This is a genomic window from Spirosoma knui, assembly GCF_054780635.1.
In genome coordinates, this window is sequence record NZ_BAAGVY010000010.1 from 1 (window position 1) to 13,504 (window position 13,504).

12 protein-coding genes and 1 tRNA gene are annotated in these 13,504 nt (G+C 50.7%); 7 read left to right on the forward strand and 6 right to left on the reverse strand.

What is annotated here, in order from left to right; all coding sequences use genetic code 11:
* Positions 1–105: 105 nt before the first annotated feature.
* From ACYVIY_RS19410 to ACYVIY_RS19420, 3 genes are all read right to left on the reverse strand, one after another.
* Complete coding sequence (locus ACYVIY_RS19410) at positions 106–1,260, reverse strand: TIGR03364 family FAD-dependent oxidoreductase (RefSeq protein WP_460978056.1); 1,155 nt, start codon at positions 1,258–1,260, stop codon at positions 106–108.
* Positions 1,261–1,340: 80 nt separating this feature from the next.
* Positions 1,341–2,075 carry an HAD family hydrolase gene (locus ACYVIY_RS19415; RefSeq protein ID WP_460978057.1) on the reverse strand — a complete coding sequence of 245 codons (735 nt, stop codon included), beginning with the start codon at positions 2,073–2,075 and terminating at the stop codon, positions 1,341–1,343.
* 214 nt (positions 2,076–2,289) lie between these two features.
* Positions 2,290–3,771: a nicotinate phosphoribosyltransferase gene (locus ACYVIY_RS19420; RefSeq protein WP_460978058.1), complete on the reverse strand. Its 1,482-nt coding sequence runs from the start codon at positions 3,769–3,771 to the stop codon at positions 2,290–2,292.
* Positions 3,772–3,924: 153 nt separating this feature from the next.
* Here ACYVIY_RS19420 and rpoN point away from each other — a divergent pair, with 153 nt between their 5' ends.
* The 6 genes from rpoN (at position 3,925) to ACYVIY_RS19450 (ending at position 8,043) form a co-directional block, all read left to right on the forward strand.
* Entirely contained in the window at positions 3,925–5,370 is a 1,446-nt protein-coding gene (gene rpoN / locus ACYVIY_RS19425) for an RNA polymerase factor sigma-54 (RefSeq protein WP_460978059.1), read from the forward strand.
* A 168-nt stretch (positions 5,371–5,538) separates the two neighbouring features.
* Entirely contained in the window at positions 5,539–6,126 is a 588-nt protein-coding gene (locus ACYVIY_RS19430) for a hypothetical protein (protein ID WP_460978060.1), read from the forward strand.
* 111 nt (positions 6,127–6,237) lie between these two features.
* On the forward strand, positions 6,238–7,035 hold the full coding sequence (locus ACYVIY_RS19435) for an enoyl-CoA hydratase/isomerase family protein (RefSeq protein ID WP_460978061.1): 798 nt from the start codon (positions 6,238–6,240) through the stop codon (positions 7,033–7,035).
* 66 nt (positions 7,036–7,101) lie between these two features.
* Positions 7,102–7,175, forward strand: a tRNA-Arg gene (locus ACYVIY_RS19440).
* A gap of 212 nt (positions 7,176–7,387) precedes the next feature.
* Complete coding sequence (locus ACYVIY_RS19445) at positions 7,388–7,609, forward strand: hypothetical protein (protein WP_460978062.1); 222 nt, start codon at positions 7,388–7,390, stop codon at positions 7,607–7,609.
* Positions 7,609–8,043, forward strand: coding sequence for a putative toxin-antitoxin system toxin component, PIN family (locus ACYVIY_RS19450; protein ID WP_460978063.1), 435 nt, complete (start codon positions 7,609–7,611; stop codon positions 8,041–8,043). Before ACYVIY_RS19445 ends, ACYVIY_RS19450 begins: the two co-directional genes overlap by 1 nt.
* A 121-nt stretch (positions 8,044–8,164) precedes the next feature.
* Here ACYVIY_RS19450 and ACYVIY_RS19455 read toward each other — a convergent pair whose 3' ends face one another.
* The 3 genes from ACYVIY_RS19455 to ACYVIY_RS19465 all read right to left on the reverse strand — a co-directional run bounded on the left by ACYVIY_RS19455 (position 8,165) and on the right by ACYVIY_RS19465 (position 9,849).
* Positions 8,165–8,680, reverse strand: coding sequence for a hypothetical protein (locus ACYVIY_RS19455; protein ID WP_460978064.1), 516 nt, complete (start codon positions 8,678–8,680; stop codon positions 8,165–8,167).
* A gap of 459 nt (positions 8,681–9,139) precedes the next feature.
* The gene (locus ACYVIY_RS19460) at positions 9,140–9,739 is read right to left on the reverse strand and encodes a hypothetical protein (RefSeq protein ID WP_460978065.1); all 600 of its coding nucleotides are present in this window, start codon (positions 9,737–9,739) and stop codon (positions 9,140–9,142) included.
* Positions 9,718–9,849: a helix-turn-helix domain-containing protein gene (locus ACYVIY_RS19465; RefSeq protein WP_460978066.1), complete on the reverse strand. Its 132-nt coding sequence runs from the start codon at positions 9,847–9,849 to the stop codon at positions 9,718–9,720. Before ACYVIY_RS19465 ends, ACYVIY_RS19460 begins: the two co-directional genes overlap by 22 nt.
* 365 nt (positions 9,850–10,214) lie before the next feature.
* Here ACYVIY_RS19465 and ACYVIY_RS19470 point away from each other — a divergent pair, with 365 nt between their 5' ends.
* Entirely contained in the window at positions 10,215–13,394 is a 3,180-nt protein-coding gene (locus ACYVIY_RS19470; RefSeq protein ID WP_460978067.1) for an ATP-binding protein, read from the forward strand.
* Positions 13,395–13,504 lie beyond the last annotated feature (110 nt).

Consider the following 13,504-nt stretch of genomic DNA (forward strand, 5'->3'; position numbering starts at 1 on the left):
CGCAACAAGATTGTCTTGCGCATTTTCGCCTGTGTTCGGGAAGACCGCAATTATGACGAAAACTTTTCTTTCCCCTTTGTTTAAATCATAGAAATCGGTCCGATCTCACTCTTTAATAGTACCAAGCCACTGCCGGATGCCCTCTTCGGCGTATCCCGCCCCCGAACTCATGCCCTTTCCGCCAATGCCGGTCACAATCCGGATGTGCTCATCGACATTATACTCAAAAATTTCGGCTTTGGTCTGGCTGTAAAATCCCGCCCAGGTCTTTCGAATCTGTAGGGGAACGTTCATGATACGTCGAGCCTCGGTCAGCATCAGTTTATTAATAAAATCCTGGGTATGATAGCCAAGATCTTCAGCCTGTGTAGCATCGGCATATTCGTGCGAATCGCCAACGATAATCGACCCATCGGTCGCCTGTTTGAACAGAATATGGATGCCCCACTGCTTCAGTTCGGCCAAATGCTCGGGCAAATCCTGGTTAACCTTCGCGTAAGAAGGGCATTCCTGAAAGGCTTCGTACCGACGTATCGTCAACCCCGTTAAGATGTTGCCGGGCAACTGCAACCCATCAATGGGTTCGGCTAACAGCATCTGAAGCTTACTGACAACCAGTCCAGCTTCGGCTAGTATACTCGGAAACAGTAACCGCACCTCGTGCCCACCACAGATCAGTACGCGACTGGCCTGAAACCGTTGCTGGTTTGCGAGTGTCACGATGGCTCCGCCATAATTCGACTGGCAATCGATCACGACCGAACCGGGTCGATAATCTACTCCATGCACTTCCTGCACATAAGCAATGAGCCGATGAATCATCTGTTCCGGCTCCACACTTAACTCATCCGGGAAGAACAGACCGCCGACGACGTACTCGGGTTGCAAAGCCGGGTATTTAGCCAGGCACTGGGCTTTACTGAGCAATTCACTGGTATAGCCAATCTGTCTGTATCGATCGTGAAGCTCATGGGCGAGTGTCCACTCATCAGCATCCGATGCGATGTAGATGGTCCCATTGGCCCGTACGGTCAGATCGGTTTTGCCTTGGATTTCCCGATAGATAGCCAGGCTCCGACGACCGTAGTCAAACCAGCGCCCGGCAAGTCCGGAAGGTACTACCTGGCCGAAATTACGTACCGTAGCGCCAATTGGGTACCGATCTTTTTCGAGCAGCAATACGCGCTGCCCGGCTTTCGCGGCATGATAGGCATGAAAGGTACCCAGCACTCCCGCGCCAATAATAATCAGGTCGTACATAGTTCAGGTTACTGATACGAGCGTCAGTACTACGCTATGGGCAACTGAATGGATTAGGAACTGACAATGAATGCCAGCACTTAAGCGGCCAGAACCTCCCGCGAACGTAACAGTGCTGGTAGATCGGCTAAAGAGCTGAGTAAGTAATCGTGCGGATGAACCTCCAGTTGCTCACGCGTGTGCGTGCCGTTCGTAACGCCCAGGTTCAAGCCAACGCCAGCGGCCCGCCCCGACAGCAAATCCGAAGGTGTATCACCGATATTGACAACTGCTTTAGGATTAATGACCCCTAACAGCTGCATTGCCCGCTCGATCATGAGCGGATACGGTCGGCCGCGCTCAACCTCATCGCTGGCGATAGATACTTGAATAATACTGTTTGAATCACCCACGTGCTGTTCGTTAAGGCCGTCCAGCCAACCGAGTTTGCCCAGGATGATATCGGTTACAATACGGTAGAAACCGGTGGTGAGTGCGATAGCAATACCCCGGCTTCGCAGATAAGCAAAAACCTCCAGACAGCCTTCGGTGGGCGTCGCGCCGTTTGTGAGGTAATGCTCTTCCAGGATTCTTCGAAAAGCCGCGTACGATGCGTCTACCTGCGCTGGTATGTCAGCATGTAGCTCGCCCAACTGCTCTTTCCAGAGCGTTTCGAACACGTACCGTTTGGCTAGTCCCTGCATGGCCAGAATCCGCTCGTCGGTGACAATCAGGCCGGTTTCAGCGGCTGCCTGCGCGAAGCACCGCTCTACCTCGTGGTGGTCAGTCACCGTCGTGCCCGCCATGTCAAAAACCACTAACTCAATCGGTTGCATTATGAATGGGTTTAAAGAACGCCGAATTGCCGGGAGAGTAAAGCAACGGAAAGTTTTGACACGCTCGGCGCAGCTTGTATTAAGAAATCGAGAAGAAGTTAAGAATAAACGACGTATGCCCGTTCATACCAGACAGCAACCGGAGCCAGCGACCGCGAATCGAACAGGCAGCGTCACATACTTTGAACCGCCCTCATGTGATATAGCGTTTGCATCAACCCTCCCGTAGCTTCAGAATCAGTTCTGTTTTTAGCTCGTGCAGATTTTTTTCCAGGCCAACCGGATAGGTGTGCGGATTGACAAAGCGCTTGACGCCGGGGTGCAACTGGCTTAGCTGAGTCTGCACCCGAGCTCGCACCGTATGGATATCCGGACTATCGTACACGCACTTTCCATTCTGAAATACCGAAACGAGCAGATCTTCGTAGGCTTGTTCCGCCGTGAATCGTCGGCGTCGGGTGAAATCCAGCGGGTCGATCATAGTGGTGCCGGTTGCGCCCAGAGCTTCTTCGCCGGGGTTGCGGCTCTGATCGTAAATCATATCAGCCAGATACCCGCGCTCGTCGCGGTACCGCCGAACCTGCTGGATGCCGGGGGTTGATGTCTTAACGGCCTGTTCGGATAGCTTCATCTTATAGTCCCAGCCGGTCGTTTTGTCATTACGGAAAGCGGCCAGTTTATACACGCCCCCCAGCGCTGGCTGGTCGTAAGCCGTAACGAGTTTCGTACCGACACCCCAGATGTTGATCTTGGCCCCCTGCTGCTTCAGACTGTTGATGATTGTTTCGTCCAGGTCATTACTGGCCACAATGGCGGTATCCGTAAATCCGGCTTCGTCAAGCAGTTTGCGCGCTTCGATACTCAGGTAGGCTAAATCACCCGAGTCGAGCCGGATGCCCGAAAGTTTATGACCCTGTTGTTTTAGTCGTTTACCCGTTTCGATGGCGTGGCGAACCCCCTGTAACGTATCGTAGGTATCGACCAGCAGCGTTACGTTGTTGGGCAAGACGTCGGCATACGTATTGAAGGCCGTTTGCTCATTTTCGAACGACATCACCCAGCTATGCGCATGCGTACCCCGAATCGGAATATCGTACAGCTTTCCGGCCAGTACATTCGACGTAGCGTCGCAGCCGCCGATGTACGCGGCCCGACTCGCCGTCATGCCCCCGTCGACCCCCTGGGCCCGGCGCAGCCCGAACTCCAGCAACGTATCGTTCTCCGCTACCAGTCGTAACCGGGCCGCTTTGGTGGCAATCAGTGATTCGAAATTGACCAGGTTAAGCAGTGGAGTCTCAAGTAGTTGACACTGCAAAATGGGACCGCGCACCCGTACCAGCGGCTCGTTCGGAAACACTACCGTCCCCTCCGGAATCGCGTCGATGTCGCAGGTAAGTTTGAGCGTAGACAGATACTCGATAAAGCCGGTTTCGAACATCGGCTGACCGTCGTTGCCCGTCAGCATCTCCAGATAGCGCAGGTCTTTCTTCGACATCCCGAAGTTATTGACGTAGCCAATTACGTTGCTCAGCCCACAAGCCACCGTAAATCCACCGGCAAAGGGGTTTTTACGGAAATACAGGTTGAAAACCGCTTCTTTTTCGGCGGTCCCTGATTTCCAGTATCCATAGGCCATAGTGACCTGGTACAGGTCCGTGAGCAGGCTCAGCGAGGTATCGTACAGCTTATTTGTCATGGCGCGAAGGTAGTACTCAGGGGGTTCCCAGAAAATTTCTGCTGGCAAAAAACAATTAATTACCTAATTTGGTCTGATAATTGTGAGGGGCAGTTTTGCTACCAAGCTCACCACTCAACGTAGGCCCCTAATCTGTAATTCCGCAGTACCACCATGCAGAAGTTAAGCCTTTCCCAATCGCTCCAGCAGAAGCTATCTCCGCAGCAGATTCAGTTTATAAAACTGCTGCAGATACCGACGGCTGAATTAGACACCCGTATCGAGGAAGAACTGGAAATTAACCCGGCGCTTGAGGAGGGGATGGATGAAGAATACGATCAGAAAGAAGACGACCCATTCGACGAAACCGACGACTTTAAAGACCGCGACGAGGAGCTTGACATCGACAGCTACATTCAGGACGAAGATTATGCAGGCTACAAGATGCAGGGCGATGGCAACTACAACGAGGAAGAGCGGGAGATGCCGCTAGCCACCAGCTCAAGCCTGACCGATTCCCTGTTGCAGCAGTTCGGATATCTGAACTTAACCGAAGAGCAGCGGCTGGTTGGCGAGCAGCTCATTGGCAGTATCGAAGCCGACGGCTACATTCGACGGTCACTTCAGGCCATTGTCAACGACCTGGCGTTCTCTCAAAATGTATTTACCGACACCGAGGAGGTAGAGGAAGTGCTGAAAAAAATTCAGTCCTTCGACCCGCCCGGCATTGCCGCCCGCTCGCTTCAGGAGTGTCTGCTGCTACAACTGTACCGCAAAGACCAGTCTGATCCGTATAACGTGCTGGCGATCCGCATCATCGACGATTTCTTCGATGAGTTTTCCAAAAAGCACTACGACAAGATCCAGCGTCGACTGAATATCAGCGACGATTCGCTCAAGAAAGTTATCGACATCATCATTCGGCTTAATCCCAAGCCGGGTTCGGTCGAGGGCGAATCAGGCAGCGCGCAGTACCTCATTCCGGATTTTATCCTGACCAACAACAACGGCAAACTGGAGCTGACGCTCAACTCCAAAAACGCGCCCGAACTGCGAATCAGCCGGTCGTTCGCCGACATGCTCGATACGTATGACAAGAGCAGCAAGCAGAACAAAGCGCTCAAAGAAACGGTCTCGTTCGTAAAGCAGAAGCTGGACGCGGCCAAATGGTTTATCGACGCCATCAAACAACGCCAGCAGACCTTGCTCAAAACCATGAACGCCATTGTGCGTTTTCAATATGATTTCTTCCTGACCGGCGACGAATCGAAACTACGGCCTATGATCCTGAAGGACATCGCTACCCTGATTGACATGGACGTATCGACGGTGTCGCGGGTCGCCAACAGCAAAGCCGTACAAACCGAATTTGGCATCTACCCGCTTAAATACTTCTTCTCGGAAGGGATCTCGACCGATACGGGCGAAGACGTCAGCAGCCGGGAGGTTAAAAATATTCTGAAAGATCTGATCGACAACGAGCCCAAACTCAATCCGCTCTCGGACGACAAACTCGAAAAAATCCTGAACGACCGCGGCTACAACATTGCCCGCCGTACGGTCGCCAAATACCGTGAGCAGCTCAATATTCCTGTGGCCCGACTGAGAAAACAGTTGTAACTAAATTAGAATGATGGATGATGAACGATATACAAGCGCTCAGCACTTAAATTTGTCTCGGTAATTGTACCATTCATCATCCATCACCGCACCGGCGATCCGGTCACCGTCTTCAAGTTGAATACCCGTCTTGCTCAGTTTCTTTCTGTTGTCTTTCACCCCTTGCTCATGCCGACGCTTCTGTTCGGCGTTTTATTGTTTTTAGCGCCGGGGGTATTAGGACTGGATGCATTCTCCGATTCGCTTCGCTTTAGCCTGTTGGTCCTGATCTTCATCGGTACGTTCGCCGTTCCGTCGCTGCTGATTTATTACCTGTTCCGGAGCGGTTACGTCAGCAGTCTGCACCTGAACGATCTGGCCGACCGGCGGCTGCCTTACTTTCTGACGGCCCTTGTCTACACGTTTATGACCTATCTGTTTGCCTTTCGGATGCAACTGGTGTCGACGCAGGCACCGGGCGTAGCGGTTCTGTTAGGCGGCATTTCTTCGTCGATTCTGCTGGTTGGTCTGGTCAGTCTGTATTGGCAGATCAGCGCCCATAGCGTGGGCATGAGTGGCGTACTGGGCAGTATTGGCGGGCTGATGCTCAAATTTGGCACCGATGATCTGTTCCTTCCCCTGGTCGTTCTGGTACTCCTGACGGGTCTTGTCGCCAGCGCCCGGTTGAGGCTCAACGCCCATACGCCCGCCCAGATCGGAGCCGGTGTCGTGCTGGGGTTGGTAGTCAGTTTAGCAACGGTATTCTGGCTGATCTGATTTTTACCGCAATTAGTACGTAGCATCGGGACGCATTTCGTTAACTTGCTTCGTGCGACAACTAGCTCGTGCTAAACCACGAGCGGCTACCACCTATTCCCCTTTACTCGTATGTATGAAAACCTCCTTTATGACGTAACAGACGGCGTTTGTCGCATTACGTTGAATCGCCCTCAGGTCTATAACGCCCTCAGCCCCGGCCTGATTCGTGACATTACGGACGCTATGTATACGGCTGGTACCGACAACACGATTCGCGTTGTTGTGCTCACTGGTGCGGGCGAAAAAGCCTTTTGTTCCGGTGCCGACCTGAAAGAAGGCTTCGCGAACGCAGCCTCAACGGGGGGCCCACTCAACCTGGGCGAATCGTTACGTACAGGCTATCACCCCATGATTCGGGCGATCCGTAACCTGGCAAAGCCCGTGGTGGGACGTATCAACGGTGTAGCGGCCGGAGCGGGTTGCTCACTGGCGCTGGCCTGCGACGTAGTGATCTGCGCCGACGAAGCGTACTTCAGCCAGATCTTCGTTAACATCGGCCTCATGCCCGACGCGGGTTCTACGTTCTTTCTGCCCCGGCTGGTTGGGCCACAGCGGGCGTTCGAGTTAAGCAGCACCGGCCGACGCGTGTATGGTCCCGAAGCCGCGCAGATCGGTCTGGTTAACCGATCGGTTCCCGCTACGGAATTAGACACGGCCGTTGCCGATGTAGTGAGCTATTACGCCACTGCCCCTACCCTCGCCATTGGCGCGATGAAAAAAGTTTTGAATCAATCGCTGTATTCCGACCTCGACCATCAGCTGGAGCAGGAAGCTGAAAATCAAGATAGTTTGGGGCGTTCGGCGGATGCGGCAGAAGGCATCGGTGCCTTCCTGATGAAGCGTAACGCAAATTTTTCGGGCAAATAGGTTGACAGACGCCTTTTTTCTCTCTACTTTTGCACTCCCAATCAACGGGAAATGCCAACGAGCAATGCATTCGTAGCTCAATTGGATAGAGCACCTGACTACGGATCAGGAGGTTTGGGGTTCGAATCCCTACGAGTGCACGAAATAGCCAGCCGATTAGATTTTAAAATCTAATCGGCTTTTTTCTGTTTATAAATTTAAATTCCAACTCAGAACTCGCTGAGGAGGAGATCACTTATTTCTACAAGTACAAAGCACCGCGCTCACTGGCGTAGATAAAGGCCGATAGTCTGGCCCTGTAGAACGAGCGGTGGGGGTTTCTGTAGCTTTAGTAAACGCGATCCTACTAATTATGACAACGACCAAACTCAACCCGGTACAACTGCACCTGTTGCAACTGTTCGCTCATGACTTAAGCGAGCACGAACTGACTGACATCAAAAATTTGCTTGCCGATTATTTTGTCAGCAAAGCCGATGAAGAGATGGCAACGCTGCAAGAGCAAAAGCCAACTACTCAGGTCGATCTGGACGTTTTATTGAACACGCACTTACGTACTCCCTACAAAAAGTAATGAGGGTACTGCTCGATACTAACATTCTGTTAGTTATTACACCGCACTTCTCGCCTTTTCGCTGGGTGTATGATTCCCTACGCAATGGACAGTTTGAACTAGTGGTTTCGACCGAGATTCTGGACGAGTACGCCGAATTGCTCGAACGGCAGTACTCGGCTGCGTTTGCCGAACGTACCTTATTGGCCCTCGACAACTTCCCAACCGTAGTTCGGGTAGAACCATCATTTCGGTTTAGGCTTATTGCCCATGATCCCGACGACAATAAATTTACCGATGCTGCCATCGTTGGTAATGCTGATTATATTGTTACCAACGATGGACACTTTCGGCATCTACCCGACATTCCATTTCCCACGGTCGGTTTGTTATCCTTTGAGGAGTTTTGCAACCTACTATCTCAAAGCGGAGAAAGAGAAAATTCAGATATTTGATAAGCTGTTTACCGATCGGAGTGGCCCGCAGAAAGAAGCGTAAAACTTTAGTGAGTAATACCTAAGTTGCTTAAAAATCCTTTCGACTCAATAAATTCCAGGATTGTATTCATAAGCTGAATCAATTGTTGTAAGGATATAGTAGCGGGATTCTTGATTTTAGGTCAAAAGCAACAGTCACCTTCTCGTAAAAGCTTTTTGATTCTTCATACTGATTATTAGCATTCCAATTAACATTTAAAATGATACTTGGACCAATTTGAGAATATACTGGGAGGTCGTAAACGGTTGCCTCTACCTGATAGCTATAAGTAGCGTGGGAGAGCCTATCACTTTTCCTACTTGCATATAGACCATCTGGCAGATGTGCGTTATGCGCAAGATGAGAGAGAGGAACCAGTGCATTTAATAACATTGAAACATCTTCATCAGAGAACGTTATAGAATGCTGTTTTATAGAATTTAGTGCATTCTTAAAGGTCTGATAGTCGCCAAAAACGGTGGCCAGTATTTGTACCACTGAAAGTATTGGGAAGCCAGTACTGCTGAAATTAAAGAAATTAACGTCTTGTTTAATAGGTGTTGTATACTGTGATGCCCAAGCCTTTTTGCGCCTACCATCAAGGGCAAATGACAAGCTTGGTTCTACATCTTCAATATCCTCTTTGCTAAATGCATACCTACCTAGCTGAAAAGGTGTAATAGGAGATGTTCGTTCATGTTTGATTAAACCCCTTATGGATAGCTTCTTATTTAATACAAATATGTGTAGAAGTAATCCTAGTACTCTAAGTGCAGATTTATCAAGCTGGGTTTTATAATTTTTTAAGCAGAATTGAGCTATTGCATATTGGTTGCTAAAATGAAATACTTTAGTTGAATAAAATTTTTCTAAATAGCCGTCAAAGTCTACATCCTTCCCGTATTTATGTTCATAAATATTTTTGATATTACTTACACTACAAACTATAACTATTTTATCAAAGCCAAATTTATTTTCATTATCTAAGTAATTGTTATGAACGCTTAGAATATTTAGTATTCTGAAAATGTGATCCGGGTCTAGCCTATCGAAGTCATCAATAATTAATACGTTTTATTTTTTTGATATTTTCTTTCGTTTTTGTAATAAGTATCTTATTGATTGGGTAGTAAGGTCATCCTCGTAGATAGATCCCTTTATTTCCGTTTGTGATAAACTGTAATTTATTAGTTTCTCATAATCTGTCTTAGCCCCTTCAGTTAAATCTTCCTTCCATTTCTTGAACGCGTCATAAACTTTAATGCTACCATGGATTATAGAAGCAACAGATTTTACAACAGGTACTTCTGTGTCCTTCAACGATTCGATTAATAGCCTTCCGACTTCAGCGGGATGATTTCTGAGATATTGATTCAAATATAAATCGGTAGTAAAATTCTTTACTGACACATCAACTAGATCGTCAGTAGAAAGTAATTCCATCGCCAAATCCATTTTTATGTACTCAAATATGTCTTCATTTTGACCTACTACATATTTGATCGGTGAGAGCCAGATGGCATTATACCTTTTCTTGTCACGGAAATATTTATCAAGAAAGTAGGTTTTTCCGTAGCCAAATGGAGCGAATAGAAGTATTCGTTTGTTGCCACTTATCGAGAGGTGGTTATCAAATTCCTTGAAAGGGTTTTCTATTTCAATAGCAATAGGCATGAGTTTATGTATTTTGTTAAGCTACTGATTCCAATTTCAACCTCACGTGCACGCAGGTACTTGTACAAGGTCATCTTCGAAATGCCGATCTGCTTGGCAATCTCCTGCACCAAAGTATCTAGTAAAGATCTAGAATACCAGGCGCCCCTTGGCGGTGGTGTATAGTCTAGTTAATGTATTTCAAGATACACAAAATTAGACTCATTAACTATGCCTAGTGGTGAATACTCAACCCTTCTTTAGCTATGAAGCTGAGTTAAATTGCGCAATACTTAGTCTAACTCTTACCGATTAATCATTAGCATTCACCTTCGCTACTGATCGCGTAGAACCGGATGAACAGGTAGGTTTCGTCGGAATGGCTTGGCTTACCGATCAGTAATCGTTCCTGAATATTTCCGGAGAGTGGTCATTTTCTTGGGCTGTCCTACGTATCTTGGTCTGTATTAGCGCATTCTGCCGATATTCGGAAAGCATGCAGTTCGTCTCCAACACCTTTTCTTTATGCAGCAGTCGGCTGGTCTGCCAGTGGGTTAACGACGCCTTGAACCATCGGGTTGTAGGGGGACGCAACCAGGCTTCACCAACGTACCATACGTATCGTCTGCTGGCTGGTTTACTCCTGCTGCTGAGCCTGGCTACCGGCTCTTTACGGGCGCAGCAGTTCATGCTCCCGCCCCCACTACGGCAGATCACGCAGCCGTCGGGGATGAACCTGATGGTTGACTATATAGCGCATGGACCGGGACAGGAGGTATGGCTTCCTACGGACAATGGACTGGTTCTGTTTGATGCCGGGAAATTCCAGCCGATACGTGTCCTGCATGCCGCCTGGCAGCCCCAGGACGATGCATACGCGCAGCCCGCTTTTACGGCCGATGGGCGCATCTGGCTCCGGCAGCACCGGGTCGGTAATCCGAGGGGGCACTTAACGTATGTCGATCCGGCCAGAAAGAAGATCCACCGCGTCGCCGATACAACCCGACTCGTCCGGGAGTTTTTGGCTAGATACGATTTTGGGGCCATACTGGCGGGTCGGCAGGACCAACTCTGGATTGCGCTACGTAACCGGGGCCTGTTACGTGTCAATACGCGAACGCTGGCAACGGAGCACGTACTGATTGACTCGCTGAACATTCTGGATTTGACGGAAGCTGCGGATGGGCGCATCTGGTTTACGACCTCAGCCGCCCTACACTGGTTTGACCCACGTACTAGACAACGGGGCCAGTACGTACCAGCGCTTACCGACAAGAACCGGATAACGGGAGCCGTTCGAGTACGGGCCAACGGCGACATACTCATCGGTCTGCTAAACGAAATTCGTTTGCTTACACCCCGCACTGGCAACGTACGCCAGATTCACCTGCCAAAGCCCGACACGGAATCTGCGCTGTGGACAGAAATGTTCGAGCCTGACGGACAGGGAAATGAGTACTTTTCGGTGGGCCGTATGGTGTTCCGCCTGACGGCCGGGGGTGAGCTGCAACGTATCGAATTTCCGCGACCTGCCGAAAAAGTGATCAGCCTCTCCGTTCGGAAAAGAACGGGAACGGCTCCGATCCTGTGGGTTAACACCATTACCCGTAGCCTCTCCGCCTACGACCTCAGCCGCGTACGGCCTATCCCACCATTCAACATCCTCGACATAAAAGTAAACGGTACCCGACTGGCCGAAAACGAACACCATACCGACGACCGATTCCGGCGCGACTCAACCGGTCAGGCTAGCCTGACGTTACAGGAAGCGGATTTTGTTCAGCTCCGGTTCGCACCTAATGCCGAACTCAGCGTGTCTTCGTTCCGGTATAAACTCGAAGGCTACGACCAGCAGTGGACCGCCTATCGGGATGTTATGGGGCAGGCGAGTTACCAGCTGCCCGCCGGACAATACGTCTTTCTGTTTGCCCAGGCCAGACCGGGTGGAGGCTGGTCTGAGCAGACGGCCCGGCTGCTACTAAGCGTAGAACCACCCTTCTGGCGACGCGGCTGGTTTATGGTGGTCGTTGCTCTCGTTCTGGGCTCCGGAATCTGGGGGTTGTTCCGAATTTTGGCTCGGCGGCAGAAGCTCCAGCGTGAGCTGACGCGCCGGGAAGATGAAGCCGCCAACCTGCGCCAGCTGGATGAACTGAAAGGCCGTTTTTTTGCCAATGTCACCCACGAGCTACGTACTCCCCTTACGTTATTGCTCAACGCCAATGCACAGCTCCTCCGTCAGCCGCTGGACGATCAGGGCCATAAACACGTATCGGCCATTGAACGGAACGCCGACCAGCTCCTGCGGCTTATTAATCAGTTGCTGGATATGGCCCGCCTGGACGGGGGTAAACTGGCGCTTAAGCCCAGCCTCGGCGATCCGGTTGCGTTTGTGAGTCAGCTGGTGGAGTCATTCGGCGAGCTGGCCGAAACCAAGCAAATCAAGCTGTTGGTAGAAGCGGCCGAAACGGGCGGCAGCTACCTCTTCGACCACGACAAGCTCGAAGCTATCGGGCATAATCTGTTGAGCAATGCCCTTAAGTTTACTCCTATGGGTGGAACGGTACGCGTTGATGTTCACATCACCCCCGCCCATGTTCTGGTACTGACGATAACCGATACTGGCCCCGGCATTTCCTCCGTCGCCTTACCGCACATCTTTGAGCGGTTTTACCAGGTCGACTCGTCTAGTACCCGCGCCTACGGCGGAACGGGTATCGGGCTGGCGCTGGTGAAGGAACTCGTTACGTTACAACAGGGCACCGTTGCGGTAAACAGCCAGCCCGGCATGGGCAGCACCTTCATCGTCCGGTTACCGTATCATCCTGCGAATGATTCAGCTTTATTTTCGGAAGTCCAGCCGAATAGTCGTGTGCTGCCATCGGTTGAGGCCGAAGATCTCCCGGACGAGAAACCGGTTGTTCTGCTGGTCGAGGATAATGCTGAACTAGGTGATTTTATTGCCGACAGCTTACCACCTACGTATCAGATTCACCGGGCGATGAACGGGCAGCAGGGTTTTGAGCAGGCGCTACGTCTGCTGCCCGACCTGGTGATTAGCGATGTGCTGATGCCCGTGCTGGATGGATACGGACTTTGCCAATTGCTCAAAGCCGACATCCGTACGAACCACGTACCTATCATTCTGCTAACGGCGAAAGCGTCGATCGATAGCCGACTGGAAGGGTTGTCGGCCGGAGCCGACGACTACCTCACCAAACCGTTTCATGTGCGCGAACTTCAGCTACGGGTTGGCAATCTGCTGGAGCAGCGTCGTCGGTTACGGGAGCGGGTGCAGGCCAGCCTGACCAGCCTGGACACCCGCCCGCCCGACGCACTGGAAACGGTGCCTGATCCATTCCTGGGCCAACTCTACACCCTTATCGAAGCCCACCTCGACCAGTCTGATTTTGGCATCGAACAACTAGCGCAGGCCTTAGGCATCAGCCGAAGCTATTTGTTCCGAAAGGTAAAAGCCCTGACTAGTATGTCCGTCAGCGAGTTGGAACGTAACTACCGGCTGAAACGTGCTACGTACTACCTCCAGCAAGGGTACGGTGTTGCCGAAACGGGGTATATGGTTGGTTTTGAAACCCCGGCCTATTTTACGCAAAGCTTCCGAAAGCTCTACGGCCTTACGCCCACCGACTACCTCGCCCAGCACAGCAAACCCGACTAAAGCCTGGTTTAAATCAATTTTTCGGGCCTATGCAACATTTGCGATAGTCTGCGCAACATAATTGATAGTGCTTGCCAAGTAGAGATTTCACCTTTGGGCCAACTAAACAG

Coding starts and splice junctions, on each gene's coding strand:
- ACYVIY_RS19410 (WP_460978056.1), bottom strand. CDS start 1,260: ATGTACGACCTGATTATTATTGGCGCGGGAGTGCTGGGTACCTTTCAT.
- ACYVIY_RS19415 (WP_460978057.1), bottom strand. CDS start 2,075: ATGCAACCGATTGAGTTAGTGGTTTTTGACATGGCGGGCACGACGGTG.
- ACYVIY_RS19420 (WP_460978058.1), bottom strand. CDS start 3,771: ATGACAAATAAGCTGTACGATACCTCGCTGAGCCTGCTCACGGACCTG.
- rpoN (WP_460978059.1), top strand. CDS start 3,925: ATGCAGAAGTTAAGCCTTTCCCAATCGCTCCAGCAGAAGCTATCTCCG.
- ACYVIY_RS19430 (WP_460978060.1), top strand. CDS start 5,539: ATGCCGACGCTTCTGTTCGGCGTTTTATTGTTTTTAGCGCCGGGGGTA.
- ACYVIY_RS19435 (WP_460978061.1), top strand. CDS start 6,238: ATGTATGAAAACCTCCTTTATGACGTAACAGACGGCGTTTGTCGCATT.
- ACYVIY_RS19445 (WP_460978062.1), top strand. CDS start 7,388: ATGACAACGACCAAACTCAACCCGGTACAACTGCACCTGTTGCAACTG.
- ACYVIY_RS19450 (WP_460978063.1), top strand. CDS start 7,609: ATGAGGGTACTGCTCGATACTAACATTCTGTTAGTTATTACACCGCAC.
- ACYVIY_RS19460 (WP_460978065.1), bottom strand. CDS start 9,739: ATGCCTATTGCTATTGAAATAGAAAACCCTTTCAAGGAATTTGATAAC.
- ACYVIY_RS19470 (WP_460978067.1), top strand. CDS start 10,215: ATGCAGTTCGTCTCCAACACCTTTTCTTTATGCAGCAGTCGGCTGGTC.